Here is a 19,152-nt window from a genome sequence, read left to right on the forward strand (position 1 = left end):
GGCAGCTTCCTGATAGAATCCCAAGGGGCTTGGGCCGATCCATGATCACCAGACGTGGTTTCCTGCGCCTTGTCGGCGGCTCGGCCTTCAGCCTGGTGTCGCTTGGCGCTTATGCCGTCGGCATCGAGCCGATGCTGCTGACCCATGTGAAGCGCTACACGCTGACGCCGCCGCACTGGCCGGCCGGACTCAAGTTGCGCGTCGTGGCGCTGGCCGACATCCATGCCTGCCGGCCCTGGATGACGCCGGAACGGATCGCAGCACTTGCCGAAGAGGCCAATGCGCTGCAGCCGGACGTCATCGTCATGCTGGGCGACTACCCCGCCGGGACCCGGCTGGTGACCGGCTGGGTAAACGCGTCGGAATGGGCGCCCGCGCTGGCCGGGCTCAAGGCGCCGCTCGGCGTGTGGTCTATCCTCGGCAATCACGACTGGTGGGATGATCGCTCGGCGCAAGCGGCCGGGGCAGGGCCGACGATTTCGCGAAAGGCGCTGGAGGCCGTCGGCATTCCGGTGCTGGAGAACGACGTCGTACGCCTGGAAAAGGACGGGCAGGGCTTCTGGATAGCCGGCCTGGCCGACCAGATCGCCCTGTTGCCGGACAAGGCCAAGGGCCGCAGGGGGCTCACCGGTCTCGACGATCTTCCCGGCACGCTGGCCAAGGTTGGCGACACTGCTCCCATCATCCTGCTCGCGCATGAGCCGGATATTTTTCCGAAAGTGCCCTGGAGGGTTTCGCTGACGCTGTCCGGTCATACGCATGGCGGACAGGTGCGGCTGTTCGGCTATTCGCCGGTGGTGCCTTCCGCCTACGGCAACCGTTACGCCTACGGCCATGTCGTCGAGAACGATCGCAACCTGATTGTCTCGGGCGGACTGGGCTTCAGCATCGCGCCGATACGTTTCGGAGTGCGGCCGGAGATCCTGCAGATCGATCTCGGCTAATGCATGTCGCGCAAAAGTGTGCAGCGGTATGCATGAAAACAACGGCTTAAAGCGCGTCGCCTGAATCCGCTTCAGCGCGACGCGCTTTAGCTCAGCTTACCGAAGCGCTCGGATGGCGTTCATCACGTCCGGCTCCGCCTTCTCGCCGTCGAACGCGTCGACGACGCCGAAGGCGCCGCCATAGCTCCACACCGACCAGGAAAAGCCGTGCGCCTCGGCGCGGGCAATCATGTCGCGCACATAGGCCGCGCGGTAGGCGGCCGGCATGACGAAGCCGTTGCCGTATTCCTGGCGGATCATGCCGAATTCGCCGAGCGTGATGTCCCGCGGCTTGACGCCGTTTGCCGTCGCCCAGGCGTCGACCGTCGCGAACGGCGCATCCATCAGGCCAAGCAGCTTTTCGGGGCTGTCCATCGTCGCCACCTGCTCGTCGAGATAGGCGAGCAGGCCGCTCCGCCGCGCCCAAGGCGCCTCGGCCTTGATCCGGTCGCGGATCGTGTCCAGCGCCATGTCCAGCTGCGCCTTCGGAACGGCCGTCAGCGGGTAGGGCAGGCCGGTGACATAGGGGATGAAGTCGCCGGCCCAGCTTGCGCCCTGATGCGTCAGAAGAAACGGATCGTAGGAGTGGAAGGTCCAGATGACGTTGTCATCGGCGATCGTCCTGGGATCGATTTTGGCCAGCGACTCCGCGTTCGAATAGCAGCCGCCGCTCAGCACCAGCGTGAGCCGGGTGGCTGCGGCGCGCGCGGCGGCGAACAAGCGCTTCTGCAGGTCGGGCCAAAGATTGGTGCCGCTCGCGTCGCAATCGACCAGCGGCTCGTTCATCAATTCCAGCGCGACAAGCTTCGGATCCTCCTTGGCCAGCGTCCGCGCCATCTTGCGCACCAGCTCGGTATAGGCATCGAAGACGGCCGGATCGTGCATGACGTCGCTCATGCCGATCTTGCGATTGCCGCCGGCGGGGATCAGATGCAGGTCGACGATCACCTTGAGGCCGGCGCGGTTGACCATGCGCGCCGAGTCCAGCACGCTGCCATAGAGGTCGTCGCGAAGGGCCGCGGTCTGATCCGAGAGAAAGGGCGCGGGATCGACCGGCATGCGCAGGAAGTCGAAGCCTGCATCCTTGAGCGCCTTGAGGTCGTCCTCGTTGAGGAATTTGCGCCATTCCGGATAGGGCAGGATCGTCTGGCGGTCGCCCCATCTGTCCTCGTTCGGCCAGGTCACCCACTGGTCGAGATTGAGGCCGCGTTTCATCGAGAACGTCGCCGCTCCGGCGGGCAACGCCAAAGCGGCAAACGCAAGCAGCGCCGCCATCAAGGTCTTGATCATCGTGCCCAACAATGCCATCCCGTTTGCGCGCGAAAACAGTGCGTGTCGCCCAAAAGTGTGCAGCGGTTTTGGGATAACGACACGCATAGAAAAAATGCCTAGGGCCCGAGGGCTTTAGGTGCCTGTTCGGGCCTGAAAAGGAAAGCGCGATGGACGATCATGGTGAATCGGCGGCGCTGAGCGCCGGGCTTTCCGGCGCGCTGACGGATTTCGGCCATCGGCTGATGGCCCGGGTCTACTATGCCGACACCGATTTCTCCGGCGTCGTCTATCATGCGCGCTATCTCGAATTCCTCGAACGCGGCCGCTCCGACTATCTGCGGCTGACCGGCGTCCACCACACCGAACTCCTGGACGGCAAGCATGGCGAGCGCATCGTCTGGGTGGTGCGGCGCATGGAGATCGACTTCCGTTCGCCGGCGCGCATGGACGATGTCCTGACCATCGACACGCGCACCGACGACATTTCCGGCGCCCGCATCTTCATGGGCCAGCATTTGAAGCGCGGCGGCGATGTGCTGGTCGAGGCCAGGGTCGAAGCGGCGATCGTCGGCGAAAGCGGCCGGCCAAAGCGTTTCCCGAAGGAATGGGTCGCCGCCTTTATGCCAAGGGCCAAGGCCTGACCCTTCGGTTGCCGGCACAATCTCGAAGCCGATAACCAGACGGCTCCTGTGGCCGGACGGCTGCAGCCATGCGCGGCAATGCGCCGCGCCTTACGTCCTAACCCATCCTTAACCATAACGGTTCATGAAGGAATTGGCGAAGATTGGCGCAATCCGTGCGCCTTCCTTTCACCAATATTTGCCTCGAAAAGGCCGCGAAACGGTGCATTCGGGGCGTAGCCCGCAAGCTTCACGCTTCGCGCGATCGGACCAAAGGGATGCCATGGGCCAGCCGCCAGCGATGCCCGGATAATCTTAAGGACTTAAGTCATGGAAAACATCGCACTCGCCGATCCGGCAGCGCATTTATCGATCTGGGCGCTGTTCATGCAGGCCGGCTGGGTGGTCAAGCTGGTCATGATCGGCCTGCTCTGCGCCTCGATCTGGACCTGGGCCATCATCATCGACAAGCTCGTCGCCTATGGCAGGATGAAGTTGGCACTGAACCGCTTCGAGCAGATCTTCTGGTCCGGGCAATCGCTTGAAGAACTCTATCGGACGCTGGCCGACCGCAAGACCACCGGCATGGGCGCGATCTTCGTCGCCGCCATGCGCGAATGGAAGAAGAGTTTCGAAAAGGGCGCGAAATCGGCGCTGGCGCTCCAGACCCGCATCGACAAGGCGATGGACTTGGCGCTGACGCGCGAAATGGAGAAGCTGGAGGGTCGCCTCGGTTTCCTCGCCACCACCGGCTCGGCCGCACCCTTCATCGGGCTGTTCGGCACCGTCATCGGCATCATGACGTCGTTCCAGGCGATCGCCGCCTCGAAGAACACCAGCCTCTCGGTGGTGGCGCCGGGTATCGCCGAGGCTCTGCTGGCGACCGCGATCGGCCTGCTCGCGGCCATTCCCGCGGTCATCGCCTACAACAAGCTGTCATCGGACGCGAACAAACTCGGCGTGCGCATGGAAGGGTTCGCGGACGAGTTCTCCGCCATACTCTCGCGCCAAATCGATGAAAAAGTAGCGCAGAAGACCTGAGGAACGATCATGGGGATGTCTGCAGGCGCAGGTGGCATGGGGCGAGGCGGGCGCGGCCATAGGCGGCGTGGCCGTCACCATGCCCTGATATCCGAAATCAATGTCACGCCGATGGTCGACGTGATGCTGGTGCTGTTGATCATCTTCATGGTCGCGGCGCCGCTGCTCACCGTCGGGGTTCCGATCGACCTGCCGGACACGCAGGCCAAGGCGATGAATGTCGACACCCAGCCGATCACCGTTTCGATCGACGCCGCGGGCAAGATTTTCCTGCAGGAGACTGAGATTCCGATCGAGGAACTGGTAGCCAAGCTGCAGGCGATTTCCAAGACCGGCTATGACGAGCGCATCTTCATCCGTGGCGACAAGTCGACGGACTATGGCACGGCGATGAAGGTCATGGCTCGCATTTCGGCGGCCGGCTACAAGAATATCGGCCTGGTCTCGCTGCAGGAACAGGATCAATAGACGCCCAATGCGGACCGGCCTCACCTCTTCGGTGATATTGCATGCGGTGGCGCTGGCCTTCGGGCTGTTCACGCTGTCGTCGCCGCCGGCCATGCCTGCCAGCGACGTGGAGTCGGTGGCGGTCGACATCGTGCCGATGGAAGCCGTGGCACAGACGCTGCAGGGCGACAAGAAGGCGGTCATGCATGACAAGCCGGCACCGCTGCCGACCAAGCGTCCCGATGTCGTGCCCGACGCCCGGAAGGTCGGCGAGAACTCCGTCGATACCGACAAGCCGGTGACGGACGAAGCCAAGCCGAAGCCGGTCGAGAAGACAGCGGCGCCGCCGCCCGCGCCGACGCCGACCGAGAAGCCCGCGGTCGAGGACGTGCCGAAGCCGCAGGAGAAGCCGAAGCCGACCCCGGCGACCGAGGTAGCCCCGACGCCGACGCCGAAGGAAGAAGTCAAGCCCGAGCCGGTCAAGCAGACGGAGCCGAAGCCGACACCAGCCAAGGAACCGACGCCCGCGCCGCAGCCGGACAAGACCGCGGCCATCCAAAAGGAAGAGGTCAAGCCTGACGCCGTCGCAGAGGCGATCTCGCAGGATCAGCCGACGGAAGAGGCAAAGCTTCCGGATTCGGCGCCAGCGCCGGAAGCGCGGCCGAAGCCGCAGCCGGCCCAGGCCGAGAGCGCCAAGGCGCCGGATCGCAAGGATGCGGAAAAGCCGGTCAAGGAGGCTTCCTCGAAGCCGAAGTCAGACGAGAAGCAGTTCAACGCCGACGAGATAACGGCCCTGCTCGATAAGCAGAAGCCGTCCGGCGGCGGCGCCAAGCGCTCGACCCAGCAGGCCTCGCTCGGCGGCGAAAAGGACCAGGGCCAGAAGCTCTCCAAGTCGGAGCAGGGGGCGTTGGAGGATCAACTCGGTGGTTGCTGGACCCTTCCGGTGGGCCTCGAAGGTTCCGAGAACTTCACCGTGGTCATCCGTTTCAACCTGAATGCCTCCGGCAAGCTGGAGGGCCGCCCGACCGTTGAGAAGTCCAGCGGCAACCCTCAGTTCGACGCCAGCGCGGTTCGCGCCGTGCAGAAATGCGACGTCGCCGGACTGCAGGTTCCCGCCGGGAAGCAAGACATATGGTCCGACGTTCGCGTCAACTTCGACCCGAGAGCGATGCTCGGTCTTTAGCCTGAGCGTCCGAGAAATCAGCAAGAGAAGCGAGAAGACATGCAATCCATCCTCAAGCCGCTCCTGATGGTCGCCGCGATGGCGATGGGCATAAATGCTGCCGTCACCTTGCCTGCCCGAGCAACCCTCGAGCTCAACGTCAACAAAGGCAATGTCGAGCCGATGCCGATCGCCATCCCTGACTTTCAGGGAGGGCTTGGACCGCAGATATCGGAGATCGTCGCAGCCGACCTGAAGCGGTCAGGACTGTTCGCGCCGATCGACAAGGCCGCCTTTGTCGAAAAGATCACGAATCCGGATGCCCAGCCTCGTTTCGACGACTGGAAGGTCATCAATGCGCAGGCGCTGGTGACCGGCAGCGTGAGCAAGGAGGCGGATGGCCGCATTCGCGCCCAGTACCGGCTGTGGGATATTTTCGGCAACCAGCAGTTGGCCGGCGAGCAGTTTTTCGCCAACGACGCCAACCAACGCCGTGTCGCGCACATCATCGCCGATGCGATCTATGAGAAGATCACCGGCGAAAAGGGTTATTTCGACACCCGCGTCGTCTTCGTCGACGAGTCCGGCGCCAAGAACGCCCGCAAGAAGCGGCTCGCCATCATGGACCAGGACGGCGCCAATGTGCGCTACCTGTCGGACGGCCGCGCGATCGTTCTGACGCCGCGCTTCTCGCCGAACCGGCAGGAAATCACCTACATGTCCTATGAAAGCGGGCAGCCGAAGGTCTATCTGCTGCAGATCGAGACTGGACAGCGCGAGCTGGTGGGCAACTTCCCCGGCATGACGTTCGCGCCGCGCTTTTCGCCCGACGGCCAGAAGGTGATCATGAGCCTGCTGCGCGATGACGGCAATTCCAACATCTTCGCCATGGATCTGAGGAGCCGTTCGACGACGCGGCTCACCGATTCGACCGCGATCGACACTTCTCCTTCCTATTCGCCGGACGGCTCGCAGATCGTCTTCACCTCCGACCGCGGCGGCGGCAGCGGCCGTTCGCAGATTTACGTCATGGGCGCGGACGGCTCCAATCCGCACCGCATCTCCTTCGGCGACGGCGTCTATTCGACGCCCGTCTGGTCGCCGCGCGGCGACCTCATCGCCTTCACCAAGCAGAGCGGCGGCGAATTCCAGATCGGCGTCATGAAGACCGACGGCTCGGGCGAGCGCATCCTGTCCTCCGGCTTCCAGCAGGAGGGTCCGACCTGGGCGCCGAATGGTCGCGTGCTGATGTTCTTCCGCGACACCGCCGGCGGTCCCAAGCTGGTCTCGGTCGATCTCACCGGCCGCAACGAACAGCAGATTCCGACCGCGAACTATGCATCGGACCCGGCGTGGTCGCCGCTTTTGGAGTGAGGGGCGGGGAACTGGAGAACTGAAGAAGCAGGAACGCTACGTTGGACGCGCCAGCGAAGTCGAGACATGGATCTCTTACGCCTTCAACCTCGGGCACATTTCGAAGGCACGGTTTGACGAGTGGCTGCGATCCTACAACCAGACCTACGCAATGCTGGTGAATCTCAGAGGGTCGCTGAAGTGACCTGTTTCTCCAGTTCTTCAATTCTCCAGTTCCCCAATTCCCTCTTTTTTCATGTTTTGGCCGCATTTCCGCCTAGGGTCCGCGCGCAATGTCGCCCCTTGGAAAGCGTGGGGCCAAGCAGTCGCGGACGGCGGCTCGAAACCAAACATTAACCGTGTTTCTTGAATGCCGGTTAACCCAAACGTGGTTACTGGGTGATCAACGAAATCACTCGAATGCGAAGGAGAGGCGGCATGGGCCGTATCGCAGCACTTACCCGAAACCCGGCCATGATCGCGCTGGTGGCGGCTCTCGCCATTACCGGTTGCGCCTCGAAGAAGACCCCGAACAGCGCGGCCGATCTCGGCCTCAACGGTGCCGGCGCCGCTACGCCGGGTTCGGCGCAGGACTTCACCGTCAACATCGGCGACCGCATCTTCTTCGATACCGATTCCTCGTCGATCCGCGCCGATGCGCAGACCACGCTGGCCCGCCAGGCGCAGTGGCTCAACCAGTACCGCCAGTACGCGATCGTCATCGAAGGCCATGCCGACGAGCGCGGCACGCGTGAGTACAATCTGGCGCTGGGCGCCCGCCGCGCCGCCGCCACGCGCGACTTCCTGGTCTCCAAGGGCGTCTCCGCTGGCCGCTTGAAGACGATCTCCTACGGCAAGGAGCGTCCGGTCGCGGTCTGCGACGACATCTCCTGCTGGTCGCAGAACCGCCGCGCCGTCACCACGCTTTCCGGCGCCGGCTCCTGATCGATTTTCGCCAAGGGCACCAGGCGTCCCAGGCGACAAAAATACAACATCCCAAAATGAAAGGCGGCCTCAGGGCCGCCTTTTTCATTTGCAACGGATTGAAACAAAATTTGGCCGAAGTCTCGCGTCCTGCTATGAGCGCGAGGGCGCTTTCTCCCACTGTTTGATTTGGAAAGGCGCATCAGGCCAACACCCACCGCGAGAGACAGAATGCATTTCAGAACGGTCCTGAGCGGCACGCTTGCGCTGCTGCTCGTATCAAGCCTCCCAAGCCTTGCCGCCTCGGCCGACAGTGCCGGGCGGGCCTCCGACAGCGGGTTCACCTTCCATCTGCCGACGCTTGGCATCTTCGGCGACAAGAAGAAGCCGGAACAGGCGCAGATCGCGCAGCAGGATGGCGGCGCTGGCATGACTGGTCTGGAGGACCAGCTTCGCCAGATGAACGGCAAGATCGAGGAGCTCAATTTCCAGATCCTGCAGATGCAGGAACAGATGCGCAAGCAGCAGGAAGACAATGAGTTCCGTTTCCAGCAGCTCGAGGGCGGTTCGCAAGGAGGCGCCAAGCCGGCCGGGCAGAAGAAATCGGAAGCCGCGCCCCAGGACGGGAACAGCAACGACGGCAACACCAATCTCGGCGATGCGGGCACCGGTCAATCCGGCACCGGCGACGCCGGAACCGACAACAGCGTCGCCCAGGCTCCGGCGACGCAGGCGCCGGCCGACACCGGCGGGCAAGACAGCGGCGGCAAAAGCGTCGGCGACGTCATCGTGGAATCGCAGACCGGCGATCCCGGCAAGCTGATCACCGGCGCGCCGCCGAAGAATTTCGGCACCATCACCGTCGACAAGAACGGCAATGTCGTCAATGCCGAGACCGGCCCGCAGGCCGGCGCGCCGGCGGAAGCCCCGGCGGCCACCGCAAGCGCTCCTTCCGCCGAGACGCCGGCCAAGAAGAACAAGGCCGGCGACACGCAAGTTGCCGCGCTGCCGTCGACCAACGATCCCGACGAGCTCTACCGCAACTCCTACCAGTTCATCCTGTCGGGCGATTACCCGACCGCCGAGCAGGGTTTTCGCGATCATATTTCGCGCTTCCCCAAGGACGCCAAGGCGGCGGATGCGCATTACTGGCTGGGCGAGTCGCTGCTCGGCCAGCAGAAATACCGTGACGCGGCCGAGATATTCCTCGCCGCCAGCAAGGAATACCCGAAGGCCAAGAAGGCGCCCGACATGTTGCTCAAGCTCGGCGTTTCGCTGGTCGGCCTGAAGCAGAACGACGTGGCCTGCGCCACCTTCAGCGAGATCGGCAAGCGCTATCCCGATGTTTCCGGCGCGCTCAAGGAACGCATCAAGCAGGAAAAGGCGCTGGCGGCGTGCTGACGCCCGATACCAAAACTCACCTTTCAGACCACCTTTTCTCCGACCTAGATCTTTCGACCGGCGCCGTTGCGGCCGTGTCCGGCGGCAGCGACTCGACCGCCCTTCTCCTTCTCCTCAAAGATCACCTCAACCGGACCGCATTGGCCGCCAGGCTGCTCGCGGTGACCATCGATCATGGCCTGAGGCCGGACTCGGCCACCGAGGCGCGGTTCGTTCAACGCTTCTGCGCCGAGCGCGGCATCGCGCATCGCATTCTTCCCTGGCGCGGCGACAAGCCCGCGACCGGTCTGCCGGCCGCCGCGCGCGAGGCACGCTACAGGCTGCTTGCCGAAGCGGCCGGCCCCGAAGGCATCAAGCTGATCCTGACCGGCCATACCGCCGACGACCAGGCCGAGACGGTGCTGATGCGGCAGGCCCGTGACGAGGAAGGCCGGGGCCTTGCCGGCATGGCGCCCGCCACGCTGCACGACTGGCGGACATGGATCGTCCGGCCGCTGCTAGGCATCAGGCGCGCGGTGTTGCGCGAGATGCTGCGGGCTCGCGACATCGGCTGGATCGAGGACCCTACCAATGTCGATATCCGGTTCGAGCGGCCGCGCGTGCGGGCAAAGCTTGGGCAGGGTGATGGCGAACGGCGGATCGCGGAAGCGTTGGCACGGTCGCAGCAGGCGGCTCTCGAGCGCCACGACATCGGTCGACGCGCCGCCATGCTCATCGACGCGTTTGCCGACAGGCCGGTTCCGGGCCTCATCCGCCTCGACCGCGAGTTTACCGAGCATGAGGATGGCCAAGCCGCCCTCTATGCGCTGCGCATCCTTTTGGCCGCTGTCGGCGGCGTGTCGTTCCTCGCCGACGAGGCGCGCTGCGCCGCGCTGCTTTTCCGCCTGCGGTCGGCTCCGCTTTGCGCCACATTGTCGCGGACGGTGGTCGACGCGCGCCGAACCGGCATTTTCCTGCGCCGCGAGAACCGCAACCTGCCCGCCGCCCTGCCGCCGTCGGATAACCAGCTTTGGGACAACCGGCGACGCATCACTTTGAAAGACGGGCCGGACGGCTTGGTGATCGCGCCGCTGGGGTCCGCCGCCGCCAGGAAAGCGCCTTTGAGCGAGGATATCCCACCAAGCCTTTCGCGCGCCGCGCTTGCCGCGGAGCCCGCGCTGTGGTCTGGAGACGAACGCCTTGATTTCACTGGCGGCGATGCCGGCCCGCGGGCGATCTCGATGGTCCCAGTGGTAGCCCCTTTCGCCCGCTTCCTGCCGTCCTTCGATCTCGCGCTCGCCGCCGCCGCCGCGGCCCTTGTCGGTGCGCCGCCGCCGCCGGCGCCGCCATTCCACGGCCATGATGGCGGCCGAGGGTGGGCGAAAGCTTAACCGATACGTGCTGTTCTGCTTGGCAAGGGGAGGCGCTCTCCCTATGTTAGGCCCAAGCTTCTCCATCATCGCGGGTCCGTACGCGGGACCCCAACGGGACAATAGATGAATCCGAATTATCGCAACCTCGCGCTCTGGGCGATCATAGCGGTCCTGCTCATCGCCCTGTTCAATCTTTTCCAGACGCCCCAGACGCGCGGTGCCACGACGGATATCGCCTATTCGCAGTTCCTGCAGGATGTCGCGTCCGGCCGGGTCAAGAGCGTGACCATCGCCGGCGCCCGCATCTTCGGCAACTACACGGACAACGCCAATGGCTTCCAGACCTACTCGCCCGGCGACCCGTCGCTGGTCTCCAGGCTGCAGGACAAGAACGTCACCATCACCGCCAAGCCCGAAACCGACGGCTCCAATTCGCTGTTCGGCTATCTGATCTCGTGGCTGCCGATGATCCTGATCCTCGGCGTATGGATATTCTTCATGCGCCAGATGCAATCAGGCTCCGGCCGCGCCATGGGCTTCGGCAAGTCGAAGGCAAAGCTTTTGACCGAGGCGCATGGCCGCGTCACCTTCCAGGACGTCGCCGGCGTCGACGAGGCCAAGGAAGACCTCGAAGAGATCGTCGAATTCCTGCGCGATCCGCAGAAGTTCCAGCGCCTCGGCGGCAAGATCCCGCGCGGCGTGCTCTTGGTCGGACCGCCCGGCACCGGCAAGACGCTGCTCGCCCGCTCCGTCGCCGGCGAAGCCAACGTGCCGTTCTTCACCATTTCCGGCTCGGACTTCGTCGAGATGTTCGTCGGCGTCGGCGCATCACGTGTGCGCGACATGTTCGACCAGGCCAAGAAGAACGCGCCCTGCATCATCTTCATCGACGAAATCGATGCCGTCGGCCGCCATCGCGGCGCCGGCCTCGGCGGCGGCAATGACGAGCGCGAGCAGACGCTGAACCAGCTGCTGGTCGAGATGGACGGTTTCGAATCCAACGAAAGCATCATCCTTATCGCCGCCACCAACCGGCCCGACGTGCTCGACCCGGCGCTGCTGAGGCCCGGCCGTTTCGACCGCCAGGTCGTGGTGCCGAACCCCGACATCGTCGGACGCGAGAAGATCCTCAAGGTGCATGTCCGCAACGTGCCGCTGGCGCCCAATGTCGACCTCAAGGTGGTTGCACGCGGCACGCCGGGCTTTTCCGGCGCCGATCTGATGAACCTCGTCAACGAATCCGCGCTGATGGCGGCGCGCCGCAACAAGCGGCTCGTCACCATGGCCGAGTTCGAGGACGCCAAGGACAAGATCATGATGGGCGCCGAGCGCCGCTCGTCGGCCATGACGCAGGCCGAGAAGGAGCTCACCGCCTATCACGAGGCCGGCCACGCGATCCTGGCTCTCAACGTGCCGTCCGCCGATCCGCTGCACAAGGCGACGATCATCCCGCGTGGCCGCGCGCTCGGCATGGTCATGCAGCTGCCGGAAGGCGACCGCTATTCTATGAGCTACAAATACATGGTGTCGCGGCTCGCCATCATGATGGGCGGCCGCGTCGCCGAGGAGTTCAAGTTTGGCAAGGAGAACATCACCTCCGGCGCCTCCTCCGACATCGAGCAGGCGACCAAGCTGGCACGCGCCATGGTCACGCGCTGGGGCTTCTCCGACAAGCTCGGCCACGTCGCCTATGGCGACAACCAGGAAGAGGTCTTCCTCGGCCATTCGGTGGCGCGCACGCAGAACATCTCGGAAGAGACCGCCCAGATCATCGACGCCGAGGTGCGCCGGCTGATCGACGACGCCTATTCGACCGCGAAGACCATCCTGACCAAGAAGAAGAAGGAATGGATCGCGCTCGCCGAAGGGCTGCTCGAATACGAGACGCTGTCGGGCGACGAGATCAAGCAGCTGATCGCCGGCAACAAGCCCGCCCGCGACCTCGGCGACGACACTCCGCCCAGCCGCGGCTCGGCCGTGCCGAAGGCCGGCACCGGCGGCCGCCGCAAGAAGGGCCCCGAGCCCGAAGGCGGCATGGAACCGCAGCCGCAGGGCTGAGGTTCGGTAGACGATACAAACAAACGCCGCGGATCAAACCGCGGCGTTTTCGTTTTGGGAGCGCCAAAGGTTTAGCTGGCGCGGCTGGTGAATTGGCGAAACCCGGCGCGACAGCCAATCTCCCCCCTTGTGGGGGAGATGCCCGGCAGGGCAGAGAGGGGCGCTGTCCCGCCGGCCTCTCTTCGCCATCCTCGAGTCTGACCGGCTTGCCGTGACCGTAGCCGAAGGGCGCATCGAAGCAAAATTCTCAACCGTTGCAACGCCTTAAAGCGCGTAGCCTGAATCCGCTCCAGCGCGACACGCATTAGAATGACGACCGCAAAGTAGCGATCCTTCGCCCCCTCTGCCGGACATCTCCCCCACAAAGGGGGAGATTGGAAGCGTAGCCGACGGCGAGCCTCCTTGTAGCGTGGGTATGACCTTTGTGAGCACCCAACAAAAAGGCCCGCGCATCTTGCGATGCGCGGGCCTTTCTCTGGAAGAGACTAGGCGATCAGCTCTTCAGCTTGGCATTGCACAGGCTGTAGAAGCCGCCGCCCTTCTGGATCCACTTCAGGCCGTTCAGCGTGTTGGCATCCTTGTTGGCGTAGTACTGCTCGAGGCAGGTGTGCATGCGGCCCTTGGCCGGGGTCTCGGTGGCGAATTTCGGCGAAATCGCCTTCGGGAAGCTGACGCCCTTCGGCGCGGCGACGGACGGCTTCGCCGGCTCGTTGGTGTAGGTGGCTTCCGTCGGAGCCGGCACGGTGTCGTCATCGTCGGCGCCGGCGCCGCACTCGGCCTTGCGGAAGTCGTTCCACTTCATGCCCTTGAGCGTGTTCGCCGTTTTCGCAGCCTGGTACTTGGTGCTGCATTCGGCCATGCTCAGGCCCTTGCCGCCGTCGGCAGCCGCGGTCGAGGTCTTGGCCGTCTTGGCGGGCGCGGTTGCCGCCGCGGCGGTTGCGCCGGCGCCGCACTCGGCCTTGCGGAAGTCGTTCCACTTCATGCCGTTCAGCGTGCCGGCGGATTTCGCAGCCTGGTATTTGGCGCTGCATTCCTTGGAGCTCAGGCCCTTGGCGGCGTCGTCGGTAGCGGCGGCCGCCGCCTTCGTCTTCTTGGCGGGCTTGGTGTCGGCGGCCTTCGTATCGGTCGCCGCCTTGGCGTCTGTCGCCGCCTTGGTGTCGGTGGCGGCGGAAGCGTCGCTGCCGCACTGCGCCTTGCGGTACTGGTTCCAGGTCTGGCCAGCGAGCGTTCCCGCATCCTTGGCCGCGTTATACTTGGTGCTGCACTCGGCCATGGTCAGCGCGTTGGCCGGCGCCGCCAGGAACAAGGTTGCGACGGTGATACCCGTCAAAGCTGCAAGTCTATGAATAAGCATGGCGTTTTCTCCCTTGCTGCCGCCAATAAGTGTCCCTATGCCAAATCAATAACTCTCAATGTCCGGTTGCGCCAGATGCTTCCGGCGTGGGCGCCGTCACAAAGTGTGTTGCTCCCGATAAGGTGATGAATTGCTTGCCGGTTCGCCGCCAGTCAAGCTTTGCCGGTGGATAGGGCGCCGAAGAGCCTCGCATGGGCAGGTGTAGCGCCGGCAAGTCAAAGGTGGTGATAGGCTGCCGAATCACTTGCGCCGCCCGCGACAATGTTTTTCTAAGGATTGGTAATATATAATCATGAAATTTGATGATCGGATGCGGCCCCAATTGTGGCAAGACGGGCGGCTGAAGAACCGACGGGGACTGTAAGGCACATGGCAGGTCAGTATTTCGGCACCGACGGTATCCGCGGACGCGCCAACAAATTTCCGATGACGGCCGAGGTCGCCATGCGCGTCGGCATGGCCGCCGGGCTCTCCTTCCAGCGCGGCAATCATCGTCACCGCGTCGTGCTCGGCAAGGACACGCGGCTTTCCGGCTACATGATCGAGAACGCGATGGTGGCGGGCCTGTGCGCCGCCGGCATGGACGTCTTCCTGCTCGGTCCCATACCGACGCCCGCGGTCGCGATGCTGGTGCGCTCATTGCGCGCCGACATCGGCGTGATGATCTCGGCCTCGCACAATCCCTACTACGACAACGGCATCAAGCTCTTCGGTCCCGACGGGTACAAGCTCTCCGACGAGATCGAGGAGCGCATCGAAGGCATGCTCGACAAGGACATCGAGCTGGCGCTCGCCGATTCCGACGGGCTCGGCCGGGCCAAGCGCGTCGACGGCGTGCATGACCGCTATATCGAATTCGCCAAGCGCACGCTGCCGCGCTCGATGTCGCTTTCGGGCCTGAGGATCGTCGTCGACTGCGCGAACGGCGCAGCCTACAAGGTGGCGCCCGAGGCGCTGTGGGAACTCGGCGCCGAGGTGGTGGCGATCAATGTCGAGCCGAACGGCTTCAACATCAACAAGGAATGCGGCTCGACCCATCCGGCCGGCCTGCAGAAGAAGGTGCACGAGGTGCGCGCCGACATCGGCATCGCGCTCGACGGCGACGCCGACCGCGTCGTCATCGTCGACGAGAATGGCGCGATCGTCGACGGCGACCAGATCATGGCGCTGATCGCCGAATCCTGGCACCAGAGCGGAAGGTTGGCCGGCGGCGGCGTCGTCTCCACCGTGATGTCCAATCTCGGCCTGGAACGCTTCCTCGGCGACATGAAGCTGCAGCTGCACCGGACCAAGGTCGGCGACCGCTACGTGGTCGAGCATATGCGCGCGCACGGCTTGAATGTCGGTGGCGAGCAGTCGGGCCACATCGTGCTTTCCGATTTCTCGACCACCGGCGACGGCCTCGTCTCGGCGCTGCAGGTGCTGGCCTGCATCAAGCGGCAGAACCGCCCGGTCAGCGAGCTGTCGAAGAAGTTCGAGCCGGTGCCGCAGCTGCTGAAGAATGTCCGCATCTCGGGCGGCAAGCCGTTGGAGGAAGCGCCGGTCAAGGCGGCGATCGAGGAAGGGCGCAACCGGCTCGGCACGTCCGGCCGCCTCGTCATCCGGCCTTCTGGCACCGAGCCGCTCATCCGCGTCATGGCCGAGGGCGACGATCCGCAACTGGTCGAAGCGGTCGTCAACGACATTGTCGGCATCCTGCAGGAAACCCGCAGCGCCGCCTGAAGCCGGCCGCCGGGTTTCAACAAGGTCTTCAAGCCCGCCGCCAGGCGGGCTTTTTCGTCGCCGGGCGGGCCGTTCGGACAACGGGGTTCCCTCTAAAATTGTATAGATTCGTGGTTAATCGGTACGGTTAAACGGCTTTTAACCTTTGCAATTCATTATCCACACCCGAGGTCAATCATCTTCGGGCGATGTCGTCCCGAGGCTTCTTAGGGGTGACAGAATGTTCAAAACAGCAAGAATGGCATTGCTTGCCGCGCTGTTCGCGGGCTTGGCCGGACCGCTCTTCGCGGCCGACCTCCCCGAACCGCAAATCGAAGAGGCGCCGCCGCCGGTCGTCGAACAGCAGCCGATCGATGTCGGCGGCTGGTACATCCGCGGCGACATCGACTATCATTGGTCCCGCTTCGGCGGCGCTGACTACATCACTTACGGGGCCGCGCCCCAGACTCAAGGCAGCTTCGCCACGGGCTCCCTCAAGGGTGCCTTATCTGCGGGCGCCGGTATCGGCTATCAGGTGAACCAGTATTTCCGCACCGATCTCACTGCGGACTGGATGAGCAAGTCGAACTTCCGCGGCTCGACCGTCGGCTTCTGCGGCGGCGGCGTGCCCTGTACTTCCGTCGACACGTCCTCCTATTCGGCGCTGCTGCTTCTGGCCAATGCCTATATCGATATCGGCACCTGGCATGGTATCACGCCCTATGTCGGCGCCGGCATCGGCGGCGCCTGGGTCAAGTGGGATACGCTTCACAACAGCGACGACGATGGCGACTTTTTCCATCGCGGCGGCAAGGGTTGGCGCTTTGCCTATGCCCTTATGGCCGGTGCGTCCTACTGCCTGACGGAACGCGTCAAGCTGGACGTCGGCTACCGCTACAGCCATATCAATGGCGGCAAGATGTTCGAATACGCTTCGGACAGCAATGTCGGCCCTGGTTACGATCGTGGCATCAACGTGCATGAAGTGCGCGGCGGTCTCCGCTACCAGTTCGGCGGCCAGTCCGACTGCGCTCCGCCGCCGGAGCCTTACGTTCCGCCGGAACCGATCTACACCAAGTAATCGCTTCCTAGTCCTGGAATTTTAAAGCCGCCCGGCGCCAGCCGGGCGGCCTTCGCTTTCCTATGACCGCTTAAATCCAATCAAAATCAATTCGGTAACCGGCTGTTATCCTTAACCCGCACTTAACCACTATGGTTAACAATGGCTCCTTGAAACGGCGCCCGCGTTCGCGGTTGGCGCCAATTTCGGGAGCCGGGGACCATGATATCCAGATCGCGTATCGCGTCGACGCTTGCCGCAACCATCCTGTTGCCGATGACGCCGGCGCTGGCGGCGGACTACGATCCGCCGGTCTATGCCGACCAGGCGCCGGACTACCAGCCGGTCGAGGTCGGCTCGGGCTGGTACCTGCGCGGCGATGTCGCCTATCTGCCGCAGAAGAGCTTCAAAAACGGGGATTTCACCTTCCCGTCAGCGATCGCCAGCGCCAGCTTCAGCGAGAGCGAGGACGCCTATTTCGCGAGCGTCGGCTTCGGGTATCATTTCAATGACTATCTCCGCGCCGACCTCAACCTCGGCTACCTGCCCGGCAACAAAGCCAGCTTCAGCTATGACGACACAGCCACCGTGGTGGCGCCGGCAACGGCGACCGTGGGAGCTGGAAGCCTCAAGAACTATGCCTTCTCAGGCATATTGAACGGCTATGTCGACCTTGGCACATATGTCGGCGTCACGCCTTATGTTGGCGCAGGTATCGGTATCGTTCAAAGCAAATACAGTCTTTCGGCGGATTATTTCACCGACAACGGTGACGCAAGCGACGACTTCTCTCAGCGCAGCAGCAAAACGAAATATTCCTTGGCGTACACATTGAACGCCGGCCTTGCCTACCAGGTCTCGAAGAATGTCCTGATCGATCTTGGCTATCAGTATTTCTCCGCGCCCGATGCCGAATATGTTACGGCCGCAAGCCTGAATTCCTTCCCTGTCCACAAAGGCATCAGCAACCATCAGATCAAGCTTGGGCTGCGTTACGATCTCTGGTGAGCGGAGTAGGCGCAGAGGTTCGACGGCGGGTCCTGAAGGCCCCGCCGTTTTCGTTTCGGATCGAGCATCAGTCGAAGGGAATATCCTGACAGCGACAAAAACTTTGTTCTTGACGCCGAAGGTCTAAGCGCATATCGCCGTCCGTGGGCCACCCCTCCCCAACGAGGGGCCACTATCTGGAAGGATAGACCACGATGACGACGCTTACCAAGCCCGGACTCCGTCCGGCAAACCCCAATTTCTCTTCAGGTCCTTGTGCAAAACGCCCCGGCTGGTCGGTCGAGGCGCTCAAAGCTGCCGCGCTCGGGCGCTCTCACCGCGCCAAGATCGGCAAAAGCAAGCTCGAGCAGGCAATCGAGCTGACGCGCGAAATCCTCAAGGTTCCCGCGGACTACCGCATCGGCATCGTGCCGGCGTCGGATACCGGCGCGGTCGAGATGGCGCTGTGGTCGCTGCTCGGCGAGCGCGGCGTCGACATGGTCGCCTGGGAAAGTTTCGGCTCCGGCTGGGTGACCGATGTCGTCAAGCAGCTCAAGCTCGCCGACATGCGCAAGATCGAGGCCGGCTACGGCGAACTGCCCGACCTGACCCAGATCGACTTCGACCGCGACGTCGTCTTCACCTGGAACGGCACGACCTCGGGCGTGCGCGTGCCGAATGGCGATTTCATTCCTACGAACCGCAAGGGCCTGACCATCTGCGACGCGACGTCGGCCGCCTTCGCGCAGCGGCTCGATTTCGAAAAGCTCGATGTGGTCACCTTTTCCTGGCAGAAGGTGCTGGGCGGCGAGGGCGCGCATGGCATGCTGATCCTCAGCCCGCGCGCGGTCGCCCGGCTGGAGACCTACAAGCCGGCCTGGCCGCTGCCGAAGATATTCCGCCTGACCTCCGGCGGCAAGCTGATCGAGGGCATCTTCAAGGGCGAGACCATCAACACGCCGTCGATGCTGTGCGTCGAGGATTATCTCGACGCGCTCCACTGGGCGAAGTCGATCGGCGGGCTCGAGGCGCTGATTGCCCGCGCGGACGCCAATGCCGCGGTGCTCGACCGGTTCGCCGACAAGTCGGCGTGGCTCGGCCACCTCGCCGTCGATCCGGCGACGCGCTCGAACACGTCCGTGTGCCTTTCGTTCACCGACGCGCAAGTGGCGGCGCTCGATGCGGACGGGCAGGCGGCCTTCGCCAAGGGCATCGTGTCTTCGCTCGACAAGGAGGGCGTCGCCTACGACATCGGCTCCTACCGCGACGCGCCGCCCGGCTTGCGCATCTGGTGCGGCGCCACGGTAGAGACCGCCGATCTCGAAGCGTTGCTGCCTTGGCTCGACTGGGCCTTCGCCACGCAGAAGGCATCGCTCAAGGCAGCGGCCTGAAATCCGTGGCGGCCTCCGGCCGCCACCATTTTCCGACACATCCAAT

Annotated in this window: 16 protein-coding genes; 14 read left to right on the plus strand and 2 right to left on the minus strand. The window is 63.8% G+C overall.

The features are described from left to right. The first annotated feature begins 41 nt into the window (after positions 1–41). Positions 42–944 (plus strand): metallophosphoesterase, encoded by a 903-nt coding sequence (locus tag FJW07_RS23515; RefSeq protein ID WP_140654914.1) that lies wholly within the window; start codon positions 42–44, stop codon positions 942–944. A gap of 96 nt (positions 945–1,040) precedes the next feature. Here FJW07_RS23515 and FJW07_RS23520 read toward each other — a convergent pair whose 3' ends face one another. Beyond that, the gene (locus FJW07_RS23520) at positions 1,041–2,291 is read right to left on the minus strand and encodes a cellulase family glycosylhydrolase (protein WP_140858943.1); all 1,251 of its coding nucleotides are present in this window, start codon (positions 2,289–2,291) and stop codon (positions 1,041–1,043) included. A gap of 131 nt (positions 2,292–2,422) precedes the next feature. Here FJW07_RS23520 and ybgC point away from each other — a divergent pair, with 131 nt between their 5' ends. From ybgC to ftsH, 9 genes are all read left to right on the plus strand, one after another. Then, on the plus strand, positions 2,423–2,896 hold the full coding sequence (gene ybgC, locus FJW07_RS23525; protein WP_140704559.1) for a tol-pal system-associated acyl-CoA thioesterase: 474 nt from the start codon (positions 2,423–2,425) through the stop codon (positions 2,894–2,896). A gap of 309 nt (positions 2,897–3,205) precedes the next feature. Beyond that, positions 3,206–3,916: a protein TolQ gene (gene tolQ / locus FJW07_RS23530; RefSeq protein ID WP_140645855.1), complete on the plus strand. Its 711-nt coding sequence runs from the start codon at positions 3,206–3,208 to the stop codon at positions 3,914–3,916. A gap of 9 nt (positions 3,917–3,925) precedes the next feature. Beyond that, complete coding sequence (tolR, locus tag FJW07_RS23535; protein ID WP_140645854.1) at positions 3,926–4,384, plus strand: protein TolR; 459 nt, start codon at positions 3,926–3,928, stop codon at positions 4,382–4,384. A 7-nt stretch (positions 4,385–4,391) separates the two neighbouring features. Beyond that, a complete protein-coding gene (locus FJW07_RS23540) occupies positions 4,392–5,546 on the plus strand; it encodes a TonB family protein (RefSeq protein ID WP_140858944.1) in 1,155 nt (384 codons plus the stop codon). Positions 5,547–5,612: 66 nt separating this feature from the next. Further along, positions 5,613–6,899 carry a Tol-Pal system beta propeller repeat protein TolB gene (tolB, locus tag FJW07_RS23545; RefSeq protein WP_226892221.1) on the plus strand — a complete coding sequence of 429 codons (1,287 nt, stop codon included), beginning with the start codon at positions 5,613–5,615 and terminating at the stop codon, positions 6,897–6,899. 417 nt (positions 6,900–7,316) lie between these two features. Next, positions 7,317–7,823 carry a peptidoglycan-associated lipoprotein Pal gene (pal, locus tag FJW07_RS23555; RefSeq protein WP_126080754.1) on the plus strand — a complete coding sequence of 169 codons (507 nt, stop codon included), beginning with the start codon at positions 7,317–7,319 and terminating at the stop codon, positions 7,821–7,823. A gap of 210 nt (positions 7,824–8,033) precedes the next feature. After that, positions 8,034–9,203, plus strand: coding sequence for a tol-pal system protein YbgF (gene ybgF, locus FJW07_RS23560; protein ID WP_140858946.1), 1,170 nt, complete (start codon positions 8,034–8,036; stop codon positions 9,201–9,203). Next, complete coding sequence (gene tilS, locus FJW07_RS23565; RefSeq protein ID WP_246680854.1) at positions 9,197–10,573, plus strand: tRNA lysidine(34) synthetase TilS; 1,377 nt, start codon at positions 9,197–9,199, stop codon at positions 10,571–10,573. The genes ybgF and tilS overlap by 7 nt, the downstream gene beginning before the upstream one ends. Before the next feature lie 105 nt (positions 10,574–10,678). Further along, a complete protein-coding gene (ftsH, locus tag FJW07_RS23570; protein WP_140645850.1) occupies positions 10,679–12,613 on the plus strand; it encodes an ATP-dependent zinc metalloprotease FtsH in 1,935 nt (644 codons plus the stop codon). A gap of 493 nt (positions 12,614–13,106) precedes the next feature. Here ftsH and FJW07_RS23575 read toward each other — a convergent pair whose 3' ends face one another. After that, a complete protein-coding gene (locus FJW07_RS23575; RefSeq protein WP_140654933.1) occupies positions 13,107–13,967 on the minus strand; it encodes a hypothetical protein in 861 nt (286 codons plus the stop codon). Positions 13,968–14,336: 369 nt separating this feature from the next. Between FJW07_RS23575 and glmM the strand changes: the two genes are divergently transcribed. From glmM to FJW07_RS23595, 4 genes are all read left to right on the plus strand, one after another. After that, a complete protein-coding gene (gene glmM / locus FJW07_RS23580) occupies positions 14,337–15,689 on the plus strand; it encodes a phosphoglucosamine mutase (RefSeq protein WP_140654936.1) in 1,353 nt (450 codons plus the stop codon). Between the two features lie 220 nt (positions 15,690–15,909). Further along, positions 15,910–16,749, plus strand: a complete 840-nt coding sequence (locus FJW07_RS23585) for an outer membrane protein (RefSeq protein WP_140858947.1) — start codon at positions 15,910–15,912, stop codon at positions 16,747–16,749. Between the two features lie 201 nt (positions 16,750–16,950). Beyond that, positions 16,951–17,736, plus strand: coding sequence for an outer membrane protein (locus FJW07_RS23590; RefSeq protein ID WP_140858948.1), 786 nt, complete (start codon positions 16,951–16,953; stop codon positions 17,734–17,736). Positions 17,737–17,930: 194 nt separating this feature from the next. Continuing rightward, entirely contained in the window at positions 17,931–19,106 is a 1,176-nt protein-coding gene (locus tag FJW07_RS23595; protein ID WP_140858949.1) for a phosphoserine transaminase, read from the plus strand. Positions 19,107–19,152 lie beyond the last annotated feature (46 nt).

The sequence above is a fragment of the Mesorhizobium sp. B3-1-9 genome (assembly GCF_006439595.1).
Classification (GTDB): domain Bacteria; phylum Pseudomonadota; class Alphaproteobacteria; order Rhizobiales; family Rhizobiaceae; genus Mesorhizobium.